Below are 22608 nucleotides of genomic sequence, written 5' to 3'. Positions count from 1 at the left end.
TCCGAAAGGGAAAAATCAAAAACATAACAATTAAATAACACAACAAAAAATTACTTTCCGGACTTTCGGGCACCCGACTTCCGGACTACACCAAAAACGATATGAAACATAACTTAAACATACAGCCCCTTAATTCCTGGATCAATAAATCGGGCAAGGAGCCTCTTGTAATTGCCGGCCCGTGCAGCGCCGAAACTGAAGATCAGTTGGTAGCAACCGCGCATTTATTAGCAAAAACCGGTAAAATAAGCGCACTGCGTGCCGGTATCTGGAAACCACGTACCCGCCCCGGAGAGTTTGAAGGTATTGGCAGTATTGGTTTAGAGTGGTTAAAACGCGCTAAAGAAGAAACCGGCCTGCCAACCGCTGTTGAGGTAGCTACTGCTAAACACGTTGAAGAAGCTTTAAAAGCAGGTGTTGATATCCTTTGGGTTGGTGCGCGCAGTACCGTTAACCCGTTCACCGTACAGGAAATTGCCGATGCTTTACGTGGGGTTGATGTACCGGTTATGGTTAAAAACCCGGTTAACCCCGATCTTTCATTATGGGTTGGCGCTTTAGAGCGTATCAACAACGCGGGTATCACCAAATTGGCTGCTATTCACCGTGGTTTCTCATCATACGAGAAATCGGCTTTCCGTAACGAACCGATGTGGGATATCGCCATAGCCCTTAAAACTTTGGTACCAAACCTGCCTATCATCAACGACCCAAGCCATATTACCGGTAACCGCGACCTGATTGGTTACATCTCCCAAAAAGCCTTAGATCTTGACATGCAGGGCCTGATGATCGAATCGCATATCGACCCTACTGTTGCCTGGACAGATGCTGCACAACAGGTTACCCCTGCTGCTTTGTCAGAAATTATTGATCACCTGGCTTTACGTAAACCCGAAGTTAAAGGTGCCGAACTGAATGATAAATTGGCCGAACTTCGTAACCAGATAGACAAAATTGACGACCTCGTTATCCAGAAAATGGCCGAGCGTATGAAAATTGTTGAGAAGATAGGTAACTACAAAAAAGACAACAACATTACCATTTTACAGGTAAACCGTTGGGACGAGATCTTGCAGAAACGTACCAACTACGCCAAAGCATTAAAATTAAGCACAGAGTTTACCGAGAAGTTGCTTGAGCTGATGCACAGCGAATCAATCCGTAAACAAACCGAGATCATGAACGAAGGCCAGGAGTCAGCCCCTGCCGAAAAATTAACGCACGCATAGATAGGTTATTAGTGATTGGTTGATTAGTGAGTGGTTACATGTCGCTAAAAAGATGCAATCACAATAATCGGTATAATTATGGCAAAACATAATATTATACTTACCAAACAAGGTAAAACGGTAAACGGTACGGTACAGCTCACAGGTTCAAAAAGTGAGTGTAACCGTGCCCTTATTATCGAAGCACTGAGCGGGGGTAAGGTAAAGGTCGAAAACATGTCGGATGCTGCGGATGCGGTGACGCTTAAGGAAGTCTTAAATCAGCAGTTTGAAGTCGAAAGTCAAGACTCAGAACTTAAGACTCAAGACTTAAGACTTGTAAACATCGGCCCTGCCGGTACAGCTATGCGTTTTTTAACAGCATACCTGCCGTTGCAAGGTAACGAGGTTACATTAACCGGTTCCGAACGGATGCAGCAGCGCCCTATCGGGATCTTGGTAGATGCTATGCGTAAACTGGGTGCAGAGATCAGTTATGTAAATAACGAGGGCTACCCTCCTATTAAAATACATAGCGGGTTTCAGCAACAAACAAGCCGCATCGGTATAAAAGGTGATATCAGCAGCCAGTATATTACTGCATTGCTGCTTATCGCATCGAGCTTACCGCAGGGCTTAACCCTGGAGATTGAAGGTGAGCTAACCTCGCGCCCTTATGTGGAAATGACTTTGGCCATGCTGCGCCAGGCCGGCATCCGGCATACCTGGGCAGACAATGTTATCACCATAGAAAACCAGCCCTTTACCGAAACGGCGCTGCTTGTAGAACCCGACTGGAGTGCAGCCTCCTACTGGTACGCTATTGCCGCTTTAAGCGACGAGGCCGAACTTTTTCTGCCGGGGTTAACATCATACAGCCTGCAGGGCGATAGTGTTATTACCGAGCTGATGGCTAACTTTGGCATCACATCGGTATTTAAGGATGGCGGGGTGTACTTAACCAAAGAACCGAAACCCATTTTCCGTAAGATATTTGACCTTAAAGAATGCCCCGATCTGGCACAGACCATTGTTGTAGTATGCGCAGCCCTTGGCCACGATGCAAGCTTTACCGGGCTGGAAACTTTAAAAATCAAAGAAACCGACCGGATCTTAGCCCTGCAAACCGAACTGGCTAAAATTGGCGTTAAGCTGATAGAAAAAGGGCAGGTTTATAAACTTGATTGCAGCGAAAAGCAAATTCCGCAACGTATGTTTGTAAGCACTTACGATGATCACCGTATGGCTATGGCCTTTGCGCCGCTGGCTACGCTGATACCCGAACTGGAAATTGAAGATGCCGATGTGGTTGAAAAATCGTACCCGGCGTTTTGGACAGATCTGGAAAAGGTTGGGTTTAAGGTTGAGGTAAAAGCTTAACAAAATACAATGTCATTGCGAGGAGCGTAGCTACGTGGCAATCTCAGCATATCCGCATGCCCTCTGGGATTGCCACGCTATCGCTCGCAATGACATAGTTTTTTAAAAGCATTAACAAACCATCATTTCGCAGAAGAGGTGGTGACGAAATAAAATCAGTGTTAATCATCTAATAGGTGAAATAAATATAAAAATGGCAGGTAATTCATTCGGTCAATTATTCAGGATAACAACTTTTGGCGAATCGCATGGCGAGGCTATCGGTGTAATTATAGACGGCTGCCCGGCCGGGCTTGATGTAGACCTGGATTACATACAGGGCGAACTGGATAAACGCAAGCCGGGGCAATCAAAAATTACCACGCAGCGTAAAGAGAGCGATACGGTGAAGATCCTGTCGGGCACGTTTGAGGGTAAAACCACAGGTACCCCTATCGCCATGATCATCCCTAACGAAGATCAGCGCTCTAAGGATTATGGCCATAATGTGGATGTGTTCCGCCCATCACATGCCGACTATACCTATGCCACCAAATACGGCATCCGCGACCACCGCGGCGGCGGCCGTTCATCAGCGCGCGAAACCGCTGCACGCGTAGCTGCAGGCGCCTTAGCCAAGCTTTTGCTGAAGACACAGGGCATAGAGGTGCTGGCACATGTAAGCAGCGTAGGCACCATTAATGCGCCGAATGTATTTATTGAAAGCGCTGCCGATTTTTTAGAAACCCGCGAGCAAAACATTGTACGCTGTGCCGACCCGGCCACAGCAGCTGAAATGGTTGAATTTATCGACAGCATCCGCAAACAGGGCGATACCGTTGGCGGCAAAGTTAGCTGCCACATCACCGGTGCCCCCGTTGGCCTCGGCGACCCCGTTTTCGACAAACTGCACGCCGATTTGGGTAAGGCTATGCTCAGCATCAACGCCGTACATGGTTTTGAATTTGGCTCGGGCTTTAGCGGCAGCGAAATGCGCGGATCTGAACACAACGACATTTTCATCAAAAACACCGACGGTAGCGTAGGCACCCGTACCAACTTTTCGGGGGGCATACAGGGTGGCATCAGCAACGGTATGCCTATTGAGTTTAAAGTGGCTTTTAAACCCGTAGCCACCATTATGCACAACCAGCAAACTATTGATGGTGAAGGCAACGCCGCCGAAATTACCGGCAAAGGCCGCCATGACCCTTGTGTAGTGCCCCGTGCCGTACCCATTGTAGAAGCTATGGCAGCGTTGGTTTTAGCAGACCATTGGTTGAGGAACAGAAATTCGAAGTTGTAGTATTGTTAAGCTGAAAGCTTAACCCATTTTGGGTCTAAGTTGAAAACTTAGACCAGTACCTGGGTATAAATTGGTCTGCACGATCAATATCGATTAATTCCCAATCTATCTGTTATAACTTATATCAGCATTTAACCTCTTTCTTTTTAGGCGCAATGCCGCCACGCTTATCCCAAACTTTTTTAATGTATTCGGTTGCGATGGGTACTTTACAGGCGGTACCGTTTTTATCAACCGTTACCACACCTATTTTATTGGCCATAGCCATGGCATCATCTGCCAGCGCAGCCACGTATGAGCCTGCCGAGATCACAAAGCAATTCATGTGGTAGCAAACCCTGTCTTCAGATTGGCGGATATCCTGACCGGCCCTTTGCAGCAAAACACGCAGTTTCGCGATGTCTAATTCGTTATCAGGCCGCAAGGCTACAATATTGCTCAATGTGGCCCAGCCACCGGCGGCAATATGTTCTACCGGGCTGTTTATCCATTCCAAAGCCAGTTCAAAGCCATGCGGGTTGCCGGCAGTTACCCACGGCACGGTATATTCACTAATGTTATTGGAAACAGCCTGTTCAGCCCATATTTGCAGATCGGCTCTCGTCATTTTTTCATCATCAGCTATCAGGCCTGCAAGGTACATGGCATCAGCATTACCAGTGGCAAACAGGTCTTTCGCCAGTTGGTAATCTTTTTTAACCTTTTTCTGTATCGGCTTTAAATACGCTATCTTAACCCCGAAGAACGGTTCTTTAACACCATGTTTCACCAATATCTTTTTGATGCTTTCGCTGCCTTTTGATTGCAGTTCGGCCATAATTTCGGTAACATTCATTGTGGTTGGTTTAAGTAATAAATTTAGATATTTTCATATTTAATACATACAGGCAAAATCAAATACTATTTTTGATGCTGCTAATTAACCGTCCCTAAACTGTGTCAATAATCCACCTATACAAAAAAGCTTACAGCGGTTTATCGCCCAATAGCTGGTACCTCAGCGTGGTGATGTTTATCAATCGCAGCGGTACAATGGTGGTACCTTTCCTTAGCATTTACTGTATCAATAAGCTTGGTTTTAATGTGGTACAGGCAGGCTACATTATGGCCCTGTTTGGTGCGGGCTCTATAGTTGGCGCTTTTATAGGTGGAAAACTTACCGATAAGATAGGCTTTTATGACCTGCAGGTAGCCACACTTTTAAGTGGGGGCATCCTGTTTATTATCCTTGGTTATCAGCGCACCTTTTTATCGCTGGCTATCGGCACTTTTATACTCAGTTTTTGTAACGAGGCGTTCCGCCCTGCAAACTCAACAGCCATAGCACATTATAGTTCGCCCGATAACAAGACCCGCTCCTATTCCCTAAACCGTTTAGCAGTAAACCTGGGCTGGGCATTTGGCGGCGGTTTAGGCGGCTACCTGGCATCCATCAATTACCATTTATTGTTTTGGGTTGATGGCTGCACCAACATACTGGCGGCGCTGATGTTGCTAAAGCTGATGCCACGCGCGGCTATCAAAAAATCGGAAATTAAACCTGTGGCAACAGGCCCGGTTGCATCGGCTTATAAAGATAAAACCTACCTCTGGTTCATCTTCCTGTCTACCATATTTGGCTTATGCTTTTTCCAGTTCTTTATTATGGAGCCGGTATTTTATAAGATCAACTGGCACTTTGGCGAGCGTTTGATAGGTTTCCTGCTGGCGTTGAACGGCATCCTGATTGTGATTATAGAAATGGTGCTCATTAATTACCTTGAAGGTAAAAGGCACGCCTTAACGTATATCGTTTGGGGCGTATTGATAACCGGGTCGGGCTTTGTATTGCTCAATATTTTGCCCGCCGGCGTAGCAACTGCCGTGCTGGTAGTTATACTGGTAACCCTGGGCGAGATCATGAGCATGCCTTTTATGAACAGCTTTTGGATAGCCCGTACCAACAATTATAACCGCGGCGAATACGCGGCGCTGTACACCATATCATGGTCGGTAGCGCAGGTAGTGGCGCCTGCTTTGGGTAGCCAGGTAATTAACTATGGGGGTTTTGCACACTTGTGGTGGCTGCTGGGCATTTTATCGGTTTTAACAGCCGCCGGGTATTATTTACTTTATCGCAGCAGCAACAAAACCGCTATAGAAACTGTTCCTCCCGAAGAGATGGCCACGCTGCCCGAACAATTACCTTAAATTGCACCTATGAAACGTGTTTTAATACTTGATCTTGATAATACCATCTACCCTGTTAGCTCTATTGCCGACCACCTGTTTGCCAAACTGTTTAAACTGATTGACGAGAACCTTGGCGAAGCCGACAGGCAAGCTGCCGATAAAGCAAAACACGAGCTTACACGCCGCCCCTACCAGCATGTAGCCGATGAGTATGGTTTTAGTGATGAGTTGAAGCAGCAGGGTATGCAAATGTTAAGGAACATTAAGTTTGAGGAACCGATGTACCCCTATGAGCAGTACAACGATCTGCGCCGGATCCCCATTGATAAATTCTTGGTGACCACCGGTTTCACTAAACTGCAAATGAGCAAGGTAGAGATGTTGAACATCGGGGGCGATTTTAAGCAGGTTTATGTAGTAGACCCGGAGCAAAGCAACCTGACTAAAAAAGATGTTTTCCAAAAGATAATGCAGGAGAATGGTTACACCAAAGAGGAAGTACTGGTTATTGGCGACGACCCGAAATCAGAGATCAAGGCGGCCAGTGAACTGGGTATCGACACCTTCCTCTTCGACCCGATGAACAAATACACCAACGCCGGTGTTACCTATCGCGCTGCCCATTACGGCGATGTTGCAGAAATTGTGATGAAGTAGCAGTTAGGGCCATCTCTGGGGCCCTCAAAGAAATCTGCGGGCGAAAAAAGGCGAATCAGGGCCGAAAAAATCCGTTTTAAGGGCGCCGTTCGCTGCAAAAAACCTCAATTTTTCAATACCGAAACCGTAACTATCAGTTGCCCTAAATGCCGCATGGTATGCTCCGCGCTGTGCGTATAAAGCCCAATTACAGTTGATGGCAATTGCGCCCGGCCTACTCCCCTAAAATCAGTTAATCTACCGGCATCTTCATTGCCCAATTGTTTTATAGCCATGCTAACCTGAGTATTGAAATTTTCAACCAATTGTAAAACGGTGTATGCTTTTGTGGTCGGTTTGCCTTCGCCTTGCAGGTAATTTAGTTGCTGCTCGGTCAATGCCTCGCCGCGTGCATAAGTAAAAAGCCTGTCTAATACTCCTGTCAAATGCTGCAAATGAAACCCCGCCGAAGCCATTCCGGCAACTTTCTCCCACAGTAACGCATCCGGAAAATGAAGCATTAAGGCGTTCAATTCCTCGCATGCCTGCAATAAAGCGTGTGCAACTGGCTGTAACAAAGCAGGGATATCTTTTAAAGGTCCGCGCAGCCAAACTTCCGGGAGGGTATTATTTGCCATATATCAAATGTAATTAAAGGTCTACTTTATCGCATCAGTAAAAAGTAAAAGCATAAATAAATGTTTGCACAGCTTTATGGTATAGCTATTGCATTGCTGCGTATAAATGAATTTCAATATGACAATATCTGCTACTATAAAAAGATCGGCCCTGCCGGTATTCGTGTTTCTGTTTTGTGTACTTACCTTAACCATTCAAAGCTGTAAAAAGAAAAGCCGCTCTGACCTGGGTGCCGAGCTTTTTAAAAAAACCAAGAATAAGGTATTTAAAGATGCCACACCCGAAGGTTTGGCTGAAGTATTTAAAAAAGTACTGGCAAACGATAAAGCTAAACTTGCCAATCCTAAGCTTATCTCTTCCTTTTATGAGGGGAATGATTACGACCCGGTATTTGTAATGGACCATATTTTTAATGGCGATGTTGATATTACCGCCAGCTATTTTGAAAAAGCAAACGAGCATGGCCTTGATCCGCGGATGTTTAAGGCCGACCAGATAAAACAACTGGTTGCAAAATTCAAAGATAAAAAGGCCATTAAAAATTTAGATGAAGCATATCGCGATATTGCTGAACTGGAGATACTGACAGCCAACTCATTGATCAATTATTCAAGCGCTTTAGAGTATGGTATGATCAGTCCGCGTAAAATATACTCGCGTTACTTTACCGCAACCAAACGCCCGGATAGCACTTCGATGCTAAAAACCCTGCGCGCAACAAACCTAAAAGCTTACCTGGACAGTATCCAACCAAAAGACCCGCAATACCTTATGTTGCAAAAAGCTTTGCTGGCCGGCGGTACTGCAAAGGGCATGAGCAAAGAAGAAACTCAGCGTTACCTGGTAGTAAACATGGAGCGCCTGCGCTGGAAGAATAAGCCAAGCCAGCCCGAATATGTAATTGTTAATATTCCTGATTACCGCCTTGACGTAATGCAGAACGGTAAATCTATCCTGAACATGAAGGTTGTTGTTGGCGAAGGCCGTAATACAGATAATGATATATCATTAGTGGAATACAGCGAAAGCGACAAAATTGATCGTCCGTTTAGCAGGGAAACGCCACAGCTTAACAGTATGATACATAGCGTACAAGTTAACCCTGTTTGGAACATCCCCCAAAGCATTGCCAGTAAAGAGATTATGGTTGAGGCCGCACAGGACCCTTACTACCTGTCTAACAAAGGGATAGACGTGTATGAGAATGGCAAAAAAGTGGATGACCCGGAAACCATCGACTGGTCAAAGGCATCAAAAGACAAGTATGAGTTTAAACAGCGCCCCAGTGATGATAATTCATTAGGGAAAATAAAGTTCCTTTTCAACAATAACAGCAGTGTTTACCTGCATGATACTCCTGCAAAAAGTGGGTTCACAAAAAACATGCGTGCTTTAAGCCATGGCTGCGTTCGCCTTGGCGACCCGCAGGCATTAGCTAAGGCAGTATTTGGCGAAGGTGCTACTTATAATAAAATTGTTAAAGCCATGAGCGAGGATAACCCCGAGCCCACTACTATTGCATTACCTAAAAAGATGCCGGTTTACATAACTTACATAACTTGCTGGGCTGATGAAAACAACACCCTGCAATACCGCCCCGATGTTTACGGGTTAGATGTGGTACTATACGGACATCTACAAAAATTTCTGGCAAATGCAGAGCAGATAGCTTCCTTGTAAGTTTAAGATTGAAAGCATAAGGTTACTTCAATAAAAAGCCCGTCGCGTTGAGCTGACGGGCTTTTTTATAATAGAATAGGTTTGTTCCGTTTTATAGTTTAGCCATAGTAGCTGCCCCTGTTGTATCGGGTGCTATAAAATTGGCCGGTGCAGTATCATCAAGCAACTTTGAAGTATAGTTCCTGTCGTTACCATTAATATATAGCATTGAACCGCCTTTTATAGTATTGATAACCTTGTCAGATACCTCGGGAGATACAGCAGGGCAACCAAAACTACGGCCTAAACGGCCTATCTGGTTAATGGTATTCTGGCATACGTAATCGGCAGCATGTATTACAATACCACGCGCACGCGCAGCGCTGTTAATGCCTGCATCCAAACCGTCCAGCTTTAACGAACGGCCGTGTTTGCCAAAGTAAACCTCGCTTGCCAAATAAAAGCCTAAGCTGCTTTCGTGCGACTCGTTATTATTTGAAAAACGGCTGGCCATATCATCTCCACTACCCTGCCCGTGGGCAACCCATGTATTTAATATCAACGATTTATTTAGTATATCGATGATCCACATACGTTTTTCACGACTCGATTTTGTAAAATCGACCACAGTGATGACGTTGCTGTTTGGAGATAGTTTATTAGCCAGTTTAAGGTTTAAATAACCAGTAACCGCTTTTTGAAGTACTGCTGCATCCATACCGGTTTGCTGCAGGTTTGCTGTATTATAAATATCAGATACGTATTGCGCAAAAAGTTCTTTTGCACCAAGTTTTTTTGTAACCGTACTGTTTGTCTTGATCGCGCTAAACGGTTTCCAGCTAATAACCGTAATAGAAAATAACAATAAAGCGCCAATGATCCACCACAAGTGTTTCCTCATAAATATTGGGTTTAATAGTTAGTTTAAATTGGTAACAAATCTTCCAATGATGTATTATTAGTTGAAATTGTTAATACAAATATACGCAAAACCGATAAAAATATTGTCACAGCAGTCTAATAGTCTACCATCATGAAATTTTATGTCCCTCAAATTAAACTCAAAACTTTTTAGAATATTATGAAGGCGGCGTATTAATAACGCACAGATGTTAGATTGACTTACCCGCACATCCAAACGCTACTTTTGCAACAAACATTTTCAATTTACTACCTGTCGGAGGCCTGTTAAACAAAAAAGGTTGCTGAACAACAGCAACCTTTTAAATACTTTTATTACAATCCCTTATTTATTCCAGGTGATCTTTTCTTCGATAGGCATTTTTCTTTTGCCTTCGGGCTGTACATCTGTATAACCCATAAACAGAACACCTAAAACACTATCCTCGGCACCTAAGCCAAAATGCTCTGCGTAAGCAGGTTTTAACACCATACCACCGGTACTCCAAAAAGCGCCGATATTTAACGCTGTTGCGCCTAATAACAGGTTCTGTACAGCGCATGATGCAGCTATCACTTCCTCAAACTGAGGGATCTTTGGCAGATCGCCACGTTTTTGGTAAGCTATAATAACATGCGATGCATTGTTAGCCTGGTTTTGAAAGTTGGTGTATACAGTAGGGTTAAAACTTTCGCCGGGGTTAGCAGCTTTGTATAATTCGGCGTGTTGTGCGCAGTAAACTGTAGGGTCTTCAAACACTATGAAGCGCCATGGCTCGGTGTTACCGTGGTTTGGCGCCCAGTCGGCCAGTTCTAATATAGAAGCGATATGGCCATTCGGGATCTTGTTACCGTTCATGGTCGACGGTTTAATGGTACGGCGGGCCTTGATGTTATTTGCGATTGCTGAAAATGTAGTATCCATAGTTGTAAAAGTATAACAGCCTGATTTAGGCATGCGCAAAAATAGAGAAATAAGTTACATGAATAAATATTTTAAGAGGGATATTATTTACCTTTCTGATCGATTAGTTAACATCAAAACAGCAGGGAATAAATGAGTAACTGGATAAAAAATTATAGTGGGATGATATGGCTGATAGCCGGTATTATTGCAGGCAGTGTGGCCGGTATTATACTGGGTACAAAGGCCGAAATACTAAAACCAATTGGCGATATATTCCTGAACCTGTTGTTTGTTGCCGTGATACCTTTAGTGTTTTTTGCCATTTCTTCGGCCATTGCCAATTTACATGGCTCGCAAAAGCTGGGGCGTATTATGAGTGTAATGTCGGCAGTATTTTTGGGCACGCTGATCATGGCTGCGCTGCTTACTATTGTTGCTTTATGGCTTTTTCCGATAGGGCAAACGTCATTTGCGACAGTTGGTACAACACCTGCAGAAACAGGCAAAAACCTATCCGGCGACCAGATAACCCAATTGTTTACTACCAGCGAGTTTTTCAACCTGCTATCGCGGAAGAATATGCTGGCTATGATCATCTTTGCTATACTGGTTGGTTTTGGCGCACGCAGCGCAGCCGAAAAGGGAAAAGCATTTGTGCAGTTTTTAAATGCGGGTAACGAGGTGTTTAAGCACGTATTCGGCATCATCATGAAGGCCGGGCCAATTGGTTTAGGTGCATACTTTGCTTACCAGGTAGCTGTGTTTGGCCCTTCATTATTTGGCACTTATGCTCATGTGCTGGGTATTGGCTACGGCGTAAGCTTGTTTTACTATGCCGTATTTTACAGTCTTTACGCGTTTATTGCAGGTGGTATAAAGGGCATTAAACGTTACTGGGAAAACAACATTATCCCATCGGCTACTGCGGTAGGCACCTGCAGCAGTATTGCCACTATACCTGCCAATTTAGATGCAGCCAAAAAAATGGGTGTTACCGATGCTATTGCCGGGATAACTATCCCGCTAATGGGCACTTTGCATAAGGATGGTTCAAGTATTTCTTCTATCCTGAAAATGTCGGTAGTATTTGCCATGTTTGGCAGAAGCTTTGACAGCGCCGAAGTGATCATCCTGGCGCTGGGTATGACAGTATTGGTAAGTATTGTTGAAGGCGGCATCCCCAACGGCGGCTATATCGGCGAATTGCTGTTTATATCGGCTTACGGTTTCCCACCAGAGGCACTGCCACCCGCCATCATCATAGGCACATTAATTGACCCTGTAGCCACGCTTTTAAACGCCACAGGCGATACAGCGGCCGCGATGCTGATTAATAGGTTTGCCGGAGAGAGACAGGCAGCTTAATAGCCTAAGGTTTTACCGCCTTACCAATAAGATCGACGTCAACCAGCTCAAGCGATTTAACCATGTTTTGTACAACAGCTTTGTACTTTTTAAAATGCGGCGTTTCTATATGAGCCTTGTATGCCTCTACATCAGCATAAATTTCAAGTATAGTGATGCGTGATGCATCGTTTTTATCGGCTACGGCGTAATAAGTGAGCACACCTGGTTCAACGGCAACAGCTGTCGTCATTTGAAGCTTTAGAGCTGCATTATACTGCGCTAATTGCGTAGGGTCTACCTGGATTTTTGCAAGCCTTACCATCTGTATTTTTTGTTGTGCAGAAGCGTTTTCGACAACAAATAACATTACTACCAATACAGTAACACTTAAAAGTAGTTTTCTCATAAGTAAATATAATAAATACTAACGCAGCTATACAAAAAAGGCACGTTAATATCGGGCCTTAAAAATATACAGTCTGTGGTGCGGTGATAAGACCGACCACAGGCTGTATTCATAGGGGCAGGATTAATTATATCCCCCCACTCTAAGACGCAATATTCTCCCATAGCACCATAAGTGGAATGTTTGCGCAACAACGTATATGTTTTATTAATAATATTATTTACATTTAAGTATTAATTAAAAACTAAATATCTAATACCTAACACAATGAAAAAATTATCAAGAAAAGAAATTAAAAATGTAACCGGTGGCGTTGTTGGCAAAAGCTATCAATGGAGATGTTATAGCTCTGAGGCTGGCGGCTATTATTTAACCTGTTCAGATGTAGACCCAACAGCTTATTGCGCGCCATGCGGTTATAGCGGCTGTGTCAATACCGGGGTGAGCTGTAATTTTTTGCCAGCCTGCGCCTGCTAACATCTAAACAGTTTCAATTAAAAGCAAAAGGCCAGTTTTATAATAAAACTGGCCTTTTGCTTTTCCTTCTGTTGATTGGTTAATGTTTGATACTAACCATCAGCACATATACTAATATATCGCCGGGTATTTCGCCGGGTTAGCCTCGTTCATCATTTTGTAAACCGCTTCAATAACATCATCATGCGATGGTTTGCTGAAGTAGTCGCCATCCGAGCCGTACGGCGGCCTGTGTTCGGCTCCGCAAAGGGTTTTCGGCTGTGCATCAAGCGAGTAATAACCGTTTTGCTGTTCGATGATCTTTTGCAGGATAAAGGCAGAACCACCGCCCGGCAGGTCTTCATCAATAACAAGCAGCTTATTGGTTTTTTGTAATGATTTACCACAAACGTTATCAGTATCAAAAGGATAAAGCGTTTGGGGGTCTATCACTTCGATATTGATACCCATTTTCTCCAGTTCTTCGGCAGCTTCCATTACAATACGCAGGGTTGAACCGTAGGTAACCACGGTAACATCCGTACCCTGTTTCAATATTTCGGCCTTGCCTAACGGCACGGTAAACTCGCCTACGTTGGCTGGTAGTTTTTCTTTTAAACGGTAACCGTTAAGGCATTCAATAACCAGTGCAGGCTCATCGCCACGCAACAGGGTATTGTACATACCTGCAGCCTGGGTCATATCACGCGGAACGCAGATATGCATACCACGCATGGCATTCAATATCAAGCCAAGCGGCGATCCCGAGTGCCAGATACCTTCTAACCTGTGGCCACGGGTGCGCACAATAAGCGGCGCGCGCTGCCCGCCACGGGTACGATAGCTTAAGCTGGCCAGATCATCACTTAAAACGGTAATAGAGTACAGCAGGTAATCGAGATACTGGATCTCGGCTATCGGCCTTAAACCACGCATGGCCAGGCCCATTCCCTGTCCAATAATTGTTGCTTCGCGGATGCCTGTATCGGTGATACGCAGATCGCTGTATTTACTTTGCAAACCGGCAAAACCCTGGTTCACATCGCCTATGGCACCCACATCTTCACCAAAAGCTACGATAGCTTTATCGCGGTCAAAATTAGCGTCGAAACAAGCGTTCAATACTTCGCGGCCATCCATCAGTTTTGCATCGTCGGCATATAGCGGAGCAACAACCGGCACATATAATGGCGATTTTGGCGTATCAGTAAACAATTTAGAATTAAAACGCTCCGCGTTCTTTTCGGTTTCGGCAGTAAGCCAGTTCACCAAATTTTGGCGGGCATCGCTGTTTTCTTTAACAGTTAAACGTAATACCTTGCGTACGCAGGCAATGGTATCGCGGCGGCCCGGGTCAACACAGGTTTGCAATGACGACATTAAGCCAAGCAGATCTTCGCGCAGGGCAGATTGCTGGGCAATACGGTCTATTAGCTCAACAGCCTGGGCCATTTCCGCTTTTATTTCGTCCTCCAGTTCACTCCACGCTTCGCGCTGGCAGTTGCGTACGTGCTTTTTGGCTTCAGTTTCTAAAGCATCCATTTCCTCGGCAGTTATAACAGCCGATTCTATCATCCATTTACGCATCTGCACAAGGCAATCATGCTCTTCTTCCCAGCCTAATCTTTCTTTTGATTTATAACGCTCGTGGCTACCCGAAGTAGAGTGGCCCTGTGGCTGGGTCATTTCTATTACATGTATCATTACCGGTACATGCTCTTCGCGGCACATCTTTATAGCGCGCTCGTAAGTTTCGCAAAGGGCAACATAGTCCCACCCACGTACTTTAAATATCTCATATCCGTTACCTTTATCATCACGCTGAAAACCTTTCAGTATTTCAGATATATTCTCTTTTGTAGTTTGCAGCCTTGCCGGTACAGATATTGCGTAGGCATCATCCCATATAGATATAGCCATAGGCACCTGTAAAACACCAGCGGCGTTAAAAGCCTCAAAAAACAACCCTTCGGATGTTGAGCCGTTACCAATGGTGCCAAAGGCAACCTCGTTACCATTAACAGAAAAATTCTTCAGGTATTCCAGTTCTTTGTTCTGGCGGTAAAGTTTTGATGCGTATGCCAAACCAAGCAGGCGCGGCATGTGCCCGCCGGTGGTTGATATATCTGCTGCGCAGTTCATTGTTTCGGCCTGGTTTGTCCAGTTACCATCGGCATCAACATAACGTGTTGCGTAATGGCAATTCATTTGGCGCCCTGCCGATGCAGGATCCTTCTCAATATCGGGGTTGGCATAAAGCTGTGCAAAAAACTCCTTAAGGTTGCTCATGCCGGTGGCAAACATAAAAGTTTGGTCGCGGTAATAGCCTGCGCGCCAATCACCTTTTTTAAAAGCTTTAGCCATAGCCAGTTGGGCAACTTCTTTACCGTCGCCAAAAATTCCAAACTTGGCCTTTCCGGTCAGTACTTCGCGCCTGCCAATAATACTGGCCTGGCGGCTCTCGAAGCCAACACGGTAATCTCTGATCACAATTTGTTTAAAATCGTCAAAACTGAGTTCGGCAGCATTTGTGGTATTGCCTGTGTGTATTACAGTTTCGGGCATATAAAATTTTGTTTAGGCGGTAAAATTAGGAAATTCTATTCTGTTATTTGTATTGGTTAGTGTAAAACATATAGTTTTTGCAATAGTTTTGTATTTAGGTTAAACCTTTTATATTTGTAAGAATCAAACACGTAACCATGAAAAAAATATTATTAATATGCGCAGTTGTTTTAGGTTTTGCCTTTAATGCATCTGCACAAACCGACGCTAAAGCCGAGTTTAAATTTAACGAGGAAAAACACGATTTTGGTAAAATACCACAAGGAACCCCGGTTACCACCGTATTTGAATTTACTAACGTTGGTACTGAGCCACTTATTTTAACCGAAGTAAAACCAACCTGCGGTTGTACCATTGCCGATTACACTAAAACACCCGTAGTAAAAGGCGCAAAAGGCACAATCAAGATCACTTACAACGCTGCTGTAGTTTCTGCATTTAACAAAACTATTGTAGTAACATCAAACGCTAAAACACCTACGAAATATTTAAATATTGTGGGCGAAGTGGTTGCAAAACCTGCTGTAAGCAGCAAATAAGCAATTTGTTAAGGAAAGAAATTTAAAAGGCACCGATAGTATCGGTGCCTTTTTTTGTGCCTCATAATTAATGTTATGTATGCATAGATTTTTACAAAAGGTGTATTACATCTTTTTACTAATTTTGCGCCATGCCAAAAATATCTGAAAAAGGGCAGCGCATGCCCGCATCGCCTATTCGTAAATTAACACCCTTTGCCGATAAAGCTAAACTGGAAGGCAAAAAGGTTTACCATCTTAACATCGGCCAGCCGGATATTGAAACGCCGGAGGGCATGCTGAATGCCATTAAAAATATCGACTTTAAAGTATGGGCGTACACCCCATCCGAAGGTACTTTGAGCTATCGTAAAAAACTTACTGAATACTATAACAAGCTGGGTTACAACATTACGCCCGAAAATATAATTGTTACCACCGGCGGATCTGAAGCCATCACTATTGGTATGATGACCTGCCTTGACCCGGGCGACGAGGTAATTATCCCCGAGCCTTTTTATGCCAATTACAACGGCTTTGCTAACCAGAGCGATATTGTGGTGAAACCCATCCTATCATACATCGACAATGGTTTTGCCCTGCCTCCTATCAGCGAGTTTGAAAAACTGATCACGCCAAAAACAAAGGCTATTATCATTTGCAACCCTAATAATCCTACGGGCTATTTATACTCGCAGGATGAGTTGAACGCGCTTAAAGAACTGGCCATAAAATACGACCTGTACCTGTTTAGCGACGAGGCTTACCGCGAATTTTGCTACGATGGCCGCGAATTTATATCGCCTATGCACTTAAGTGGATTAGATGATAATGTTATTGTGATGGATACCGTAAGCAAGCGTTACAGCGCATGCGGAGCCCGCTTAGGTTGCCTGATCACTAAAAACAAAGCAGTAATAGCCGCAGGTTTAAAATTTGCCCAGGCACGTTTATCGCCGGGTATGGTTGAGCAGATTGCCGGCGAAGCAGCTGTTGATACCCCCGATGAATATTTTACCGCTGTAAATAAAGAATATACTAAACGCCGAGACACGCTGGTAACCGCCCTTAACAAAATTGAAGGGGTTTACTGCCCTAACCCGGGTGGCGCATTTTACGTGGTAGCTAAATTCCCCATAGATAACGCTGATAAGTTTTGCCAGTGGATGCTGGAAAGCTTTAGCTACAACAACCAAACTGTAATGATGGCCCCGGCAACCGGTTTTTACAGCACCGAAGGTGCCGGAACGAACGAGGTGCGCATGGCCTACGTTTTAAATAACGACGACCTGAACAAAGCCATGGAATGCCTGGCCGAAGGTTTAAAAGCTTACCCGGGCAGGGCTTAATTTATACGGAGAATACTTTAATATTAAAGCCTCTGAGTTTCATCAGGGGCTTTTTATTTTTTGCTGCTGCTGCTTGTTCTTGTCTACCCCTTCAATGCCCTTTTGTAACAACCTGTGTATATAACCATCTAATACAAGTAATATTAACACCTTACCTTGAATTAGCATTTATATGGGCGCCAATAAAAAAACCGCGAGGATAGCGGGTTTGCTTTATTTAATTGTAGTAATTACCGGCACTATTAACCTGGGATACGTACCGGGTAAACTTATTGTGTGGGATAACGCGCAGGCTACTTTCAACAACATCATAGCATCCGAAACTCTGTTCCGTTTAGGTATTTTAAGCGGATTGATCTGCTACACCGCCTTTTTGCTGTTACCTTTTGTATTGTATGATTTATTTAAAGCTGTTAACAAAACCTACGCTGTGCTGATGGTTGTGCTGGCCGTGGTGAGTGTGCCAATATCTTTTGTAAACCTGCTGAATAAATTTGCGGTGCTGTCGCTTATTGGCAAAGCTGCTTACCTTAAGGTTTTCACCACTGCCGAACTGCAATCGCAGGTAATGCTGCACCTGCGTTATTATAGTAACGGCAACCAGCTGGCGCAGATATTTTGGGGCTTATGGCTATTTCCTTTTGGATGGTTAGTGTATAAATCGGGCTTTTTACCAAAAATACTGGGTGTATTTTTAATGGCCGGGTGCTTTGGCTACCTTATCAACTTTACAGGCGGGTTCCTTTTCCACGGATACTCAGACACAGCAATATCATCATACATCACATTACCGGCCAGCATTGGCGAAATAGGCACCTGTTTATGGTTGCTGATAATGGGCATCAAGAACAAACCGGCACAATGATCTGCCTTACTTTTGTTTTATCATCCTGTATGAAAACCCCTTGTCGTTTTCGCCCAGTACAGCTATAAAAAGGGTGGTATCGTTCAGTTTTGTGTATTGTATTTTCTTCGGGAAATCGTGCTCCATATTTTCGAACGAAAACTTGTCTGTAACCGAAACGTTCATTGTAAAATCAACAGGCTGGCCATTGTTTTGGTTTAACACCCTTGCCGTATAAATAAGTTTACCGGCAACCGCTTTTATAGCCAGGTATTCATCAATACGCTTATTACCGTCTTTTATCTTATACGAGTTACCTTCGAGTGAGCTGTCGTTATTCATCTTCCAGGTTTCATAGCTTTGCTTATTCTCTACCTTCCAGGTACCGTTTAAAAAATGCAGGTCTTTAATAGTTTTATTTGGCAATGTGTTACAAAACATGATGCATATCAGTAAGCCAGGTATTATTTTCATAATGTTAAAATCATTTAGTTAAATGCAATTATCGACTTATTATTCATCCTAAAATTGTAAAAACACGACAAGCACTTACTCCCTGCCTTGAAACAATGCCGACATTTTAAGCCGGCCCGAATAAAACTTTTTAGGGCTTACCCCGGTAAATTCTTTAAAATCTTTTATAAAATGGGCCTGATCATAATAACTCCCTTCATGGGCTATATTGGTAAGGCTGCCCGGTTGTTCATTCATCAGCATTTTTATAGCTGCGTGTAGCCGTATTATTTTTGATAGCTGCTTTGGACTTAACCCAATTACAGCAGCAAACCTGCGCTCCAACAAACGGCGGTTAACATTCAGTTCTTTTGAGATATCGCTTACAGATAATTGCCCGTTTAAAGTAACCATTGCTGTAATAGTGGATTGAATGATCCTGTCGATAGACCCGGCTGAACCTACCCTGCCGTTCAAAAATGATTCGATTATTCTGACACGATCATCCGTTGTTTTGGCGGATAACATATCATTTTCTAACTGCAACCCATCCATTCCAAACAATTGCGTCAGGGGAACAGCCTTGTTTTCCATGATACTAAGGGGGCCTGCAGCAAACGGCATGAACCCATCCGGGTTAAAACGAACAGCAAATATCCCTGTTTCTCCTGTCGGCTCAATCTCTAATGGCCGGGTCAATTGTCCAAATACAAAACTTCGGGGTTGTAAAATACTACCCCCGTCTTCCATATATTGTTTGTACAGATCGCCGTAATGAAATATCATCTCCATACAGCCATCGGGTATAATGCGCTGTTTACCGGGTTTAGTTTCTTTAGGGGCATCCAGTGTCCAGTAGCATCTAACAAAAAGGCTAAGATCAGCCGCCGGATCTATTGTATTATAATCCACTACCTTCTGTTTATATGCTAATCACCGGTTTTAGGTTAGTTTTATTTGATGCAGCTAATCTTTCTAACTTCTCATATAAGGCTACCGCTTCGTACGGTTTTGAGAGGTAATCCTGCATACCGGCAGCTATTACCTGCGGGTATATATCGCCGGATATGGAGGCTGTTAAGGCTATAATGGGAATATTGGATTTGATAGGGTCATCAAGCGACCGAATAGTTAAAGCGGTTTCGTAACCATCCATCAACGGCATTTGCAGGTCCATCAGTATCAGGTCTATCGTTTCGGTTTTAAGCTTCTTAACTACCTCCTGCCCGTTAGCAGCCCAATATGTTTTTATGCCCCAGTTAATCAGCATTTTTTCAAGCAGCATGGCATTAATACTATTATCTTCAGCTATCAATACGTTTAAATGGGCCATTTTTAATGCAGTACCCGGTATTTTTGGCTTACTAACAATAGCTTCAGTTACGGAAAAATTTATGCTGAATGAAAACTCACACCCTTTACCAACTTCACTTTTAACATTTATAGAGCTATTAAAAAGCAGTAACAACTTTTTAACTATAGCCAGGCCAAGTCCGGTTCCCCCAAAATGCCTTGTGGTATCTGTTGATGCCTGCGAAAATGGCTCAAAAATACTTTCGAATTTTGATTGCGGGATACCAATACCGGTATCTTTTACAACAAACTGCACCTGTATGTGTTCAGTTGTAGTTTCTGTCAATTTAACATTTAGTTCCACCCTTCCCTTTTTGGTGAATTTAATGGCATTACCAACCAGGTTATAAATAATTTGGGTAAGGCGCGTAGGGTCAGAAACAACACATATTGTGTTCAATCTTTCATCAGTATTAACAACTAGCCGCAGGTTTTTTTCGTTTGCCTTTAACCTCAGGGTCGAAAATATCTTACTCAACAGTTCGGGCAGGTTTACAGGGATCGCCTCCAGCTCAATTTTGTCGTTCTCGCTTTTATGGTAATCCAGTATATCATTCACCATGGATAGCAGGCTGATAGTAGAAAACTCCAATATCTCCAGGTTCTCGTGCTGTTCTGCAGATGCGCTTCCTTTTAAAAGATCGGTAATACCTATAACCGCGTTTAAGGGAGTACGCAGCTCGTGCGACATGCTGGACAGGAACATCGATTTTGAATCGGCCAGGGCTTTAACCTCGGCTACTTTTACCGCCAGTTGCGCGTTCAACTCGTCTTTTTCTATAACGCTATTCTCATAGGCTTTATAAAACAAGTAATTTATAACGGCTATTGATACAAAGTTAAGGAACACAATAATTTCATACACCGGCGATACTACCTGCTGCGGTGGAATAATAACCACGGCGTTTGAATGCCGGGTGATGATCATGAAAAGAAATACAGGCAATATACAAAGCGTAGCATATACTACAGCGGTACGGTTACCAATAAGATAAAAACTACATAAAACAGTAGTTACCACAACCTGCACGGTTACAATATTAAGTTGCTGAACAACAAACACCAGGTTTGACCATATTATTAACAGGCCTGTAATTAATACCACATGTGCTATTGCCCGCATATGTTGTGGCTTATATAAAAGATATTTTAAACACGTAAAAAAGATCAGGAATATGCCTCCCGATCGTATTGCCTGAATATGCTGATGATGCATAATTGCAATAGGTATGGTGATCACGATTTTGACTAGAGCAAACATCAGCATCACGTACGCGATCTTTATTTTGGCCTTAGCAAAGTTATCCTGCTCGCCTGTCAGGACTTTACTTAAAGAGAAATTTAAGAAGGGAATTGTGGGCGGCATCAGTTAAATGTAAGGGTGATGCAATATCGGAAAAAAAGAACTGAAAATGAGAAGGTTTTTTGTGAAATATATAGGGATATATAGTGTAACGAATAGAGGGCAGCAGCGTTATAGCTACTGCCCACCATATTAGTTAAATTTCGAAATACTGTGACCGGTCAAGATCAGCTATCAGCCCGGGCTGGGTTGGCTGCCATCCCAGCCATTGGCGGGTTAATGCGCTTGATGAAGGGTTATCAAACCCGGCAAAGTGTGCTATCCAGCCAAAATGTTTGGCTGCTTCCTGTGGCGATTTAGATACCACCGGTATATTCAGGTGTTTGCCAATTATTGCAGCAATATCCCGCATAGCAATTCCCTGATCGTCAACGGCATGATAGCGGCCAATTCCTGTACCTTGCTCTAAAGCCAGCCTGTAAAGGCGGGCAGCATCCAACCTGTGTACTGCAGGCCAGCGGTTTAGCCCCTCGCCTACGTATGCAGCAACACCTTTTTGGCGCGCTATACCTATCAGGGCAGGGATAAAACCATGGTCGCCATCGCCATGTACAGATGGTGGCAACCTCAGCACCAAAGCGCGTACGCCGCGTTCCATAGCAGCAGTGGCCGCTTCTTCTGATGCTACGCGGGGCATAGCGGCAGATGCGGCTGGCGGCATTAGCTCTTCGGTAGCAACCAGCCCGTTGCCTGCAAGCAACCCTGTGCCCGAGGTAATGATCAAAGGGCGATCCGAACCAATGAGTACGTCGGCCATGGCGGTAATAACCCGCCTGTCTGTTTCACAATTGGCCTGATATTTCGAAAAATCATGGTTAAAAGCGGTGTGGATAACGGCATCGGCCACGGCCACGCCGCTGCGCAGGCTATCCAGATCTTCTATATCTCCCCTGTGCACTTCTGCGCCGGTGGCACTCAATAATTTAGCCGATGCATCTGACCGTACAAGGCCAAGCACCTGGTGGCCTGCAGCCATCAATTCCTGAACAACGGCCGAGCCTACAAAGCCCGTAGCGCCTGTTACAAATACACGCATGTTTTAATTTTTTTTAGTTAACAATTTGATAGATAAAAATCGTTCTAACATCCGGCCATCAATCTAAATGTAATGGCCGGGTGTTTTTAACAATACAAAATTGCTCAACGCCGCACTGTAAAATGCGGA

General features: G+C 44.0%; 21 protein-coding genes. 11 read left to right on the top strand and 10 right to left on the bottom strand.

Features of this window, described 5'->3' with window-relative positions; genetic code table 11:
- Nucleotides 1-101 precede the first annotated feature (101 nt).
- The 3 genes from IDJ75_RS03355 (at nucleotide 102) to aroC (ending at nucleotide 3876) form a co-directional block, all read left to right on the top strand.
- Nucleotides 102-1232 (top strand): chorismate mutase, encoded by a 1131-nt coding sequence (locus IDJ75_RS03355; RefSeq protein WP_067062850.1) that lies wholly within the window; start codon nucleotides 102-104, stop codon nucleotides 1230-1232.
- A gap of 78 nt (nucleotides 1233-1310) precedes the next feature.
- Complete coding sequence (gene aroA, locus IDJ75_RS03350) at nucleotides 1311-2591, top strand: 3-phosphoshikimate 1-carboxyvinyltransferase (RefSeq protein ID WP_191174186.1); 1281 nt, start codon at nucleotides 1311-1313, stop codon at nucleotides 2589-2591.
- 193 nt (nucleotides 2592-2784) lie between these two features.
- The gene (gene aroC, locus IDJ75_RS03345) at nucleotides 2785-3876 is read left to right on the top strand and encodes a chorismate synthase (protein WP_191174185.1); all 1092 of its coding nucleotides are present in this window, start codon (nucleotides 2785-2787) and stop codon (nucleotides 3874-3876) included.
- Between the two features lie 124 nt (nucleotides 3877-4000).
- Here aroC and IDJ75_RS03340 read toward each other — a convergent pair whose 3' ends face one another.
- A complete protein-coding gene (locus IDJ75_RS03340; protein WP_191174184.1) occupies nucleotides 4001-4711 on the bottom strand; it encodes a DNA alkylation repair protein in 711 nt (236 codons plus the stop codon).
- A gap of 101 nt (nucleotides 4712-4812) precedes the next feature.
- On the opposite strand from IDJ75_RS03340, the gene IDJ75_RS03335 reads away from it, so the two are divergent.
- Together IDJ75_RS03335 and IDJ75_RS03330 are read left to right on the top strand one after the other, a co-directional pair.
- Nucleotides 4813-6066, top strand: a complete 1254-nt coding sequence (locus tag IDJ75_RS03335; protein WP_317173732.1) for an MFS transporter — start codon at nucleotides 4813-4815, stop codon at nucleotides 6064-6066.
- Nucleotides 6067-6075: 9 nt separating this feature from the next.
- Nucleotides 6076-6705 carry an HAD family hydrolase gene (locus IDJ75_RS03330; protein ID WP_191174183.1) on the top strand — a complete coding sequence of 210 codons (630 nt, stop codon included), beginning with the start codon at nucleotides 6076-6078 and terminating at the stop codon, nucleotides 6703-6705.
- A 104-nt stretch (nucleotides 6706-6809) separates the two neighbouring features.
- Here IDJ75_RS03330 and IDJ75_RS03325 read toward each other — a convergent pair whose 3' ends face one another.
- Nucleotides 6810-7322, bottom strand: a complete 513-nt coding sequence (locus IDJ75_RS03325) for a DinB family protein (RefSeq protein ID WP_191174182.1) — start codon at nucleotides 7320-7322, stop codon at nucleotides 6810-6812.
- 118 nt (nucleotides 7323-7440) lie between these two features.
- On the opposite strand from IDJ75_RS03325, the gene IDJ75_RS03320 reads away from it, so the two are divergent.
- Nucleotides 7441-9003: a L,D-transpeptidase scaffold domain-containing protein gene (locus tag IDJ75_RS03320; protein ID WP_191174181.1), complete on the top strand. Its 1563-nt coding sequence runs from the start codon at nucleotides 7441-7443 to the stop codon at nucleotides 9001-9003.
- A 91-nt stretch (nucleotides 9004-9094) separates the two neighbouring features.
- Here IDJ75_RS03320 and IDJ75_RS03315 read toward each other — a convergent pair whose 3' ends face one another.
- Together IDJ75_RS03315 and IDJ75_RS03310 are read right to left on the bottom strand one after the other, a co-directional pair.
- Nucleotides 9095-9883 (bottom strand): murein L,D-transpeptidase catalytic domain family protein, encoded by a 789-nt coding sequence (locus IDJ75_RS03315; RefSeq protein WP_191174180.1) that lies wholly within the window; start codon nucleotides 9881-9883, stop codon nucleotides 9095-9097.
- 345 nt (nucleotides 9884-10228) lie between these two features.
- Nucleotides 10229-10807: a nitroreductase family protein gene (locus IDJ75_RS03310; RefSeq protein WP_191174179.1), complete on the bottom strand. Its 579-nt coding sequence runs from the start codon at nucleotides 10805-10807 to the stop codon at nucleotides 10229-10231.
- 132 nt (nucleotides 10808-10939) lie between these two features.
- Here IDJ75_RS03310 and IDJ75_RS03305 point away from each other — a divergent pair, with 132 nt between their 5' ends.
- The gene (locus tag IDJ75_RS03305) at nucleotides 10940-12154 is read left to right on the top strand and encodes a dicarboxylate/amino acid:cation symporter (protein WP_191174178.1); all 1215 of its coding nucleotides are present in this window, start codon (nucleotides 10940-10942) and stop codon (nucleotides 12152-12154) included.
- Nucleotides 12155-12158: 4 nt separating this feature from the next.
- Here IDJ75_RS03305 and IDJ75_RS03300 read toward each other — a convergent pair whose 3' ends face one another.
- A complete protein-coding gene (locus IDJ75_RS03300) occupies nucleotides 12159-12542 on the bottom strand; it encodes a putative quinol monooxygenase (protein WP_191174177.1) in 384 nt (127 codons plus the stop codon).
- Nucleotides 12543-12809: 267 nt separating this feature from the next.
- Here IDJ75_RS03300 and IDJ75_RS03295 point away from each other — a divergent pair, with 267 nt between their 5' ends.
- The gene (locus tag IDJ75_RS03295; RefSeq protein WP_191174176.1) at nucleotides 12810-13019 is read left to right on the top strand and encodes a hypothetical protein; all 210 of its coding nucleotides are present in this window, start codon (nucleotides 12810-12812) and stop codon (nucleotides 13017-13019) included.
- 111 nt (nucleotides 13020-13130) lie between these two features.
- On the opposite strand, the gene IDJ75_RS03290 is transcribed toward IDJ75_RS03295, so the two are convergent.
- Nucleotides 13131-15563, bottom strand: coding sequence for an alpha-ketoacid dehydrogenase subunit alpha/beta (locus IDJ75_RS03290; protein ID WP_191174175.1), 2433 nt, complete (start codon nucleotides 15561-15563; stop codon nucleotides 13131-13133).
- 137 nt (nucleotides 15564-15700) lie between these two features.
- Here IDJ75_RS03290 and IDJ75_RS03285 point away from each other — a divergent pair, with 137 nt between their 5' ends.
- From IDJ75_RS03285 to IDJ75_RS03275, 3 genes are all read left to right on the top strand, one after another.
- Entirely contained in the window at nucleotides 15701-16102 is a 402-nt protein-coding gene (locus tag IDJ75_RS03285; RefSeq protein WP_191174174.1) for a DUF1573 domain-containing protein, read from the top strand.
- A 131-nt stretch (nucleotides 16103-16233) separates the two neighbouring features.
- A complete protein-coding gene (locus IDJ75_RS03280; RefSeq protein WP_191174173.1) occupies nucleotides 16234-17430 on the top strand; it encodes a pyridoxal phosphate-dependent aminotransferase in 1197 nt (398 codons plus the stop codon).
- 172 nt (nucleotides 17431-17602) lie between these two features.
- A complete protein-coding gene (locus IDJ75_RS03275) occupies nucleotides 17603-18295 on the top strand; it encodes a DUF4386 domain-containing protein (protein WP_191174172.1) in 693 nt (230 codons plus the stop codon).
- 6 nt (nucleotides 18296-18301) lie between these two features.
- Here IDJ75_RS03275 and IDJ75_RS03270 read toward each other — a convergent pair whose 3' ends face one another.
- The 4 genes from IDJ75_RS03270 to IDJ75_RS03255 form a co-directional block, all read right to left on the bottom strand.
- Nucleotides 18302-18748 (bottom strand): DUF6265 family protein, encoded by a 447-nt coding sequence (locus tag IDJ75_RS03270; protein ID WP_191174171.1) that lies wholly within the window; start codon nucleotides 18746-18748, stop codon nucleotides 18302-18304.
- Nucleotides 18749-18823: 75 nt separating this feature from the next.
- Nucleotides 18824-19639, bottom strand: a complete 816-nt coding sequence (locus IDJ75_RS21365; RefSeq protein WP_191174170.1) for a DUF6597 domain-containing transcriptional factor — start codon at nucleotides 19637-19639, stop codon at nucleotides 18824-18826.
- Between the two features lie 10 nt (nucleotides 19640-19649).
- The gene (locus IDJ75_RS03260; protein ID WP_191174169.1) at nucleotides 19650-21446 is read right to left on the bottom strand and encodes an ATP-binding protein; all 1797 of its coding nucleotides are present in this window, start codon (nucleotides 21444-21446) and stop codon (nucleotides 19650-19652) included.
- 133 nt (nucleotides 21447-21579) lie between these two features.
- The gene (locus IDJ75_RS03255; RefSeq protein ID WP_191174168.1) at nucleotides 21580-22479 is read right to left on the bottom strand and encodes an SDR family oxidoreductase; all 900 of its coding nucleotides are present in this window, start codon (nucleotides 22477-22479) and stop codon (nucleotides 21580-21582) included.
- Nucleotides 22480-22608 lie beyond the last annotated feature (129 nt).

This window comes from Mucilaginibacter rigui (assembly GCF_014773275.1).
Taxonomy (GTDB): domain Bacteria; phylum Bacteroidota; class Bacteroidia; order Sphingobacteriales; family Sphingobacteriaceae; genus Mucilaginibacter; species Mucilaginibacter rigui_A.
This window is presented reverse-complemented; position numbering and strand designations above follow the sequence as displayed.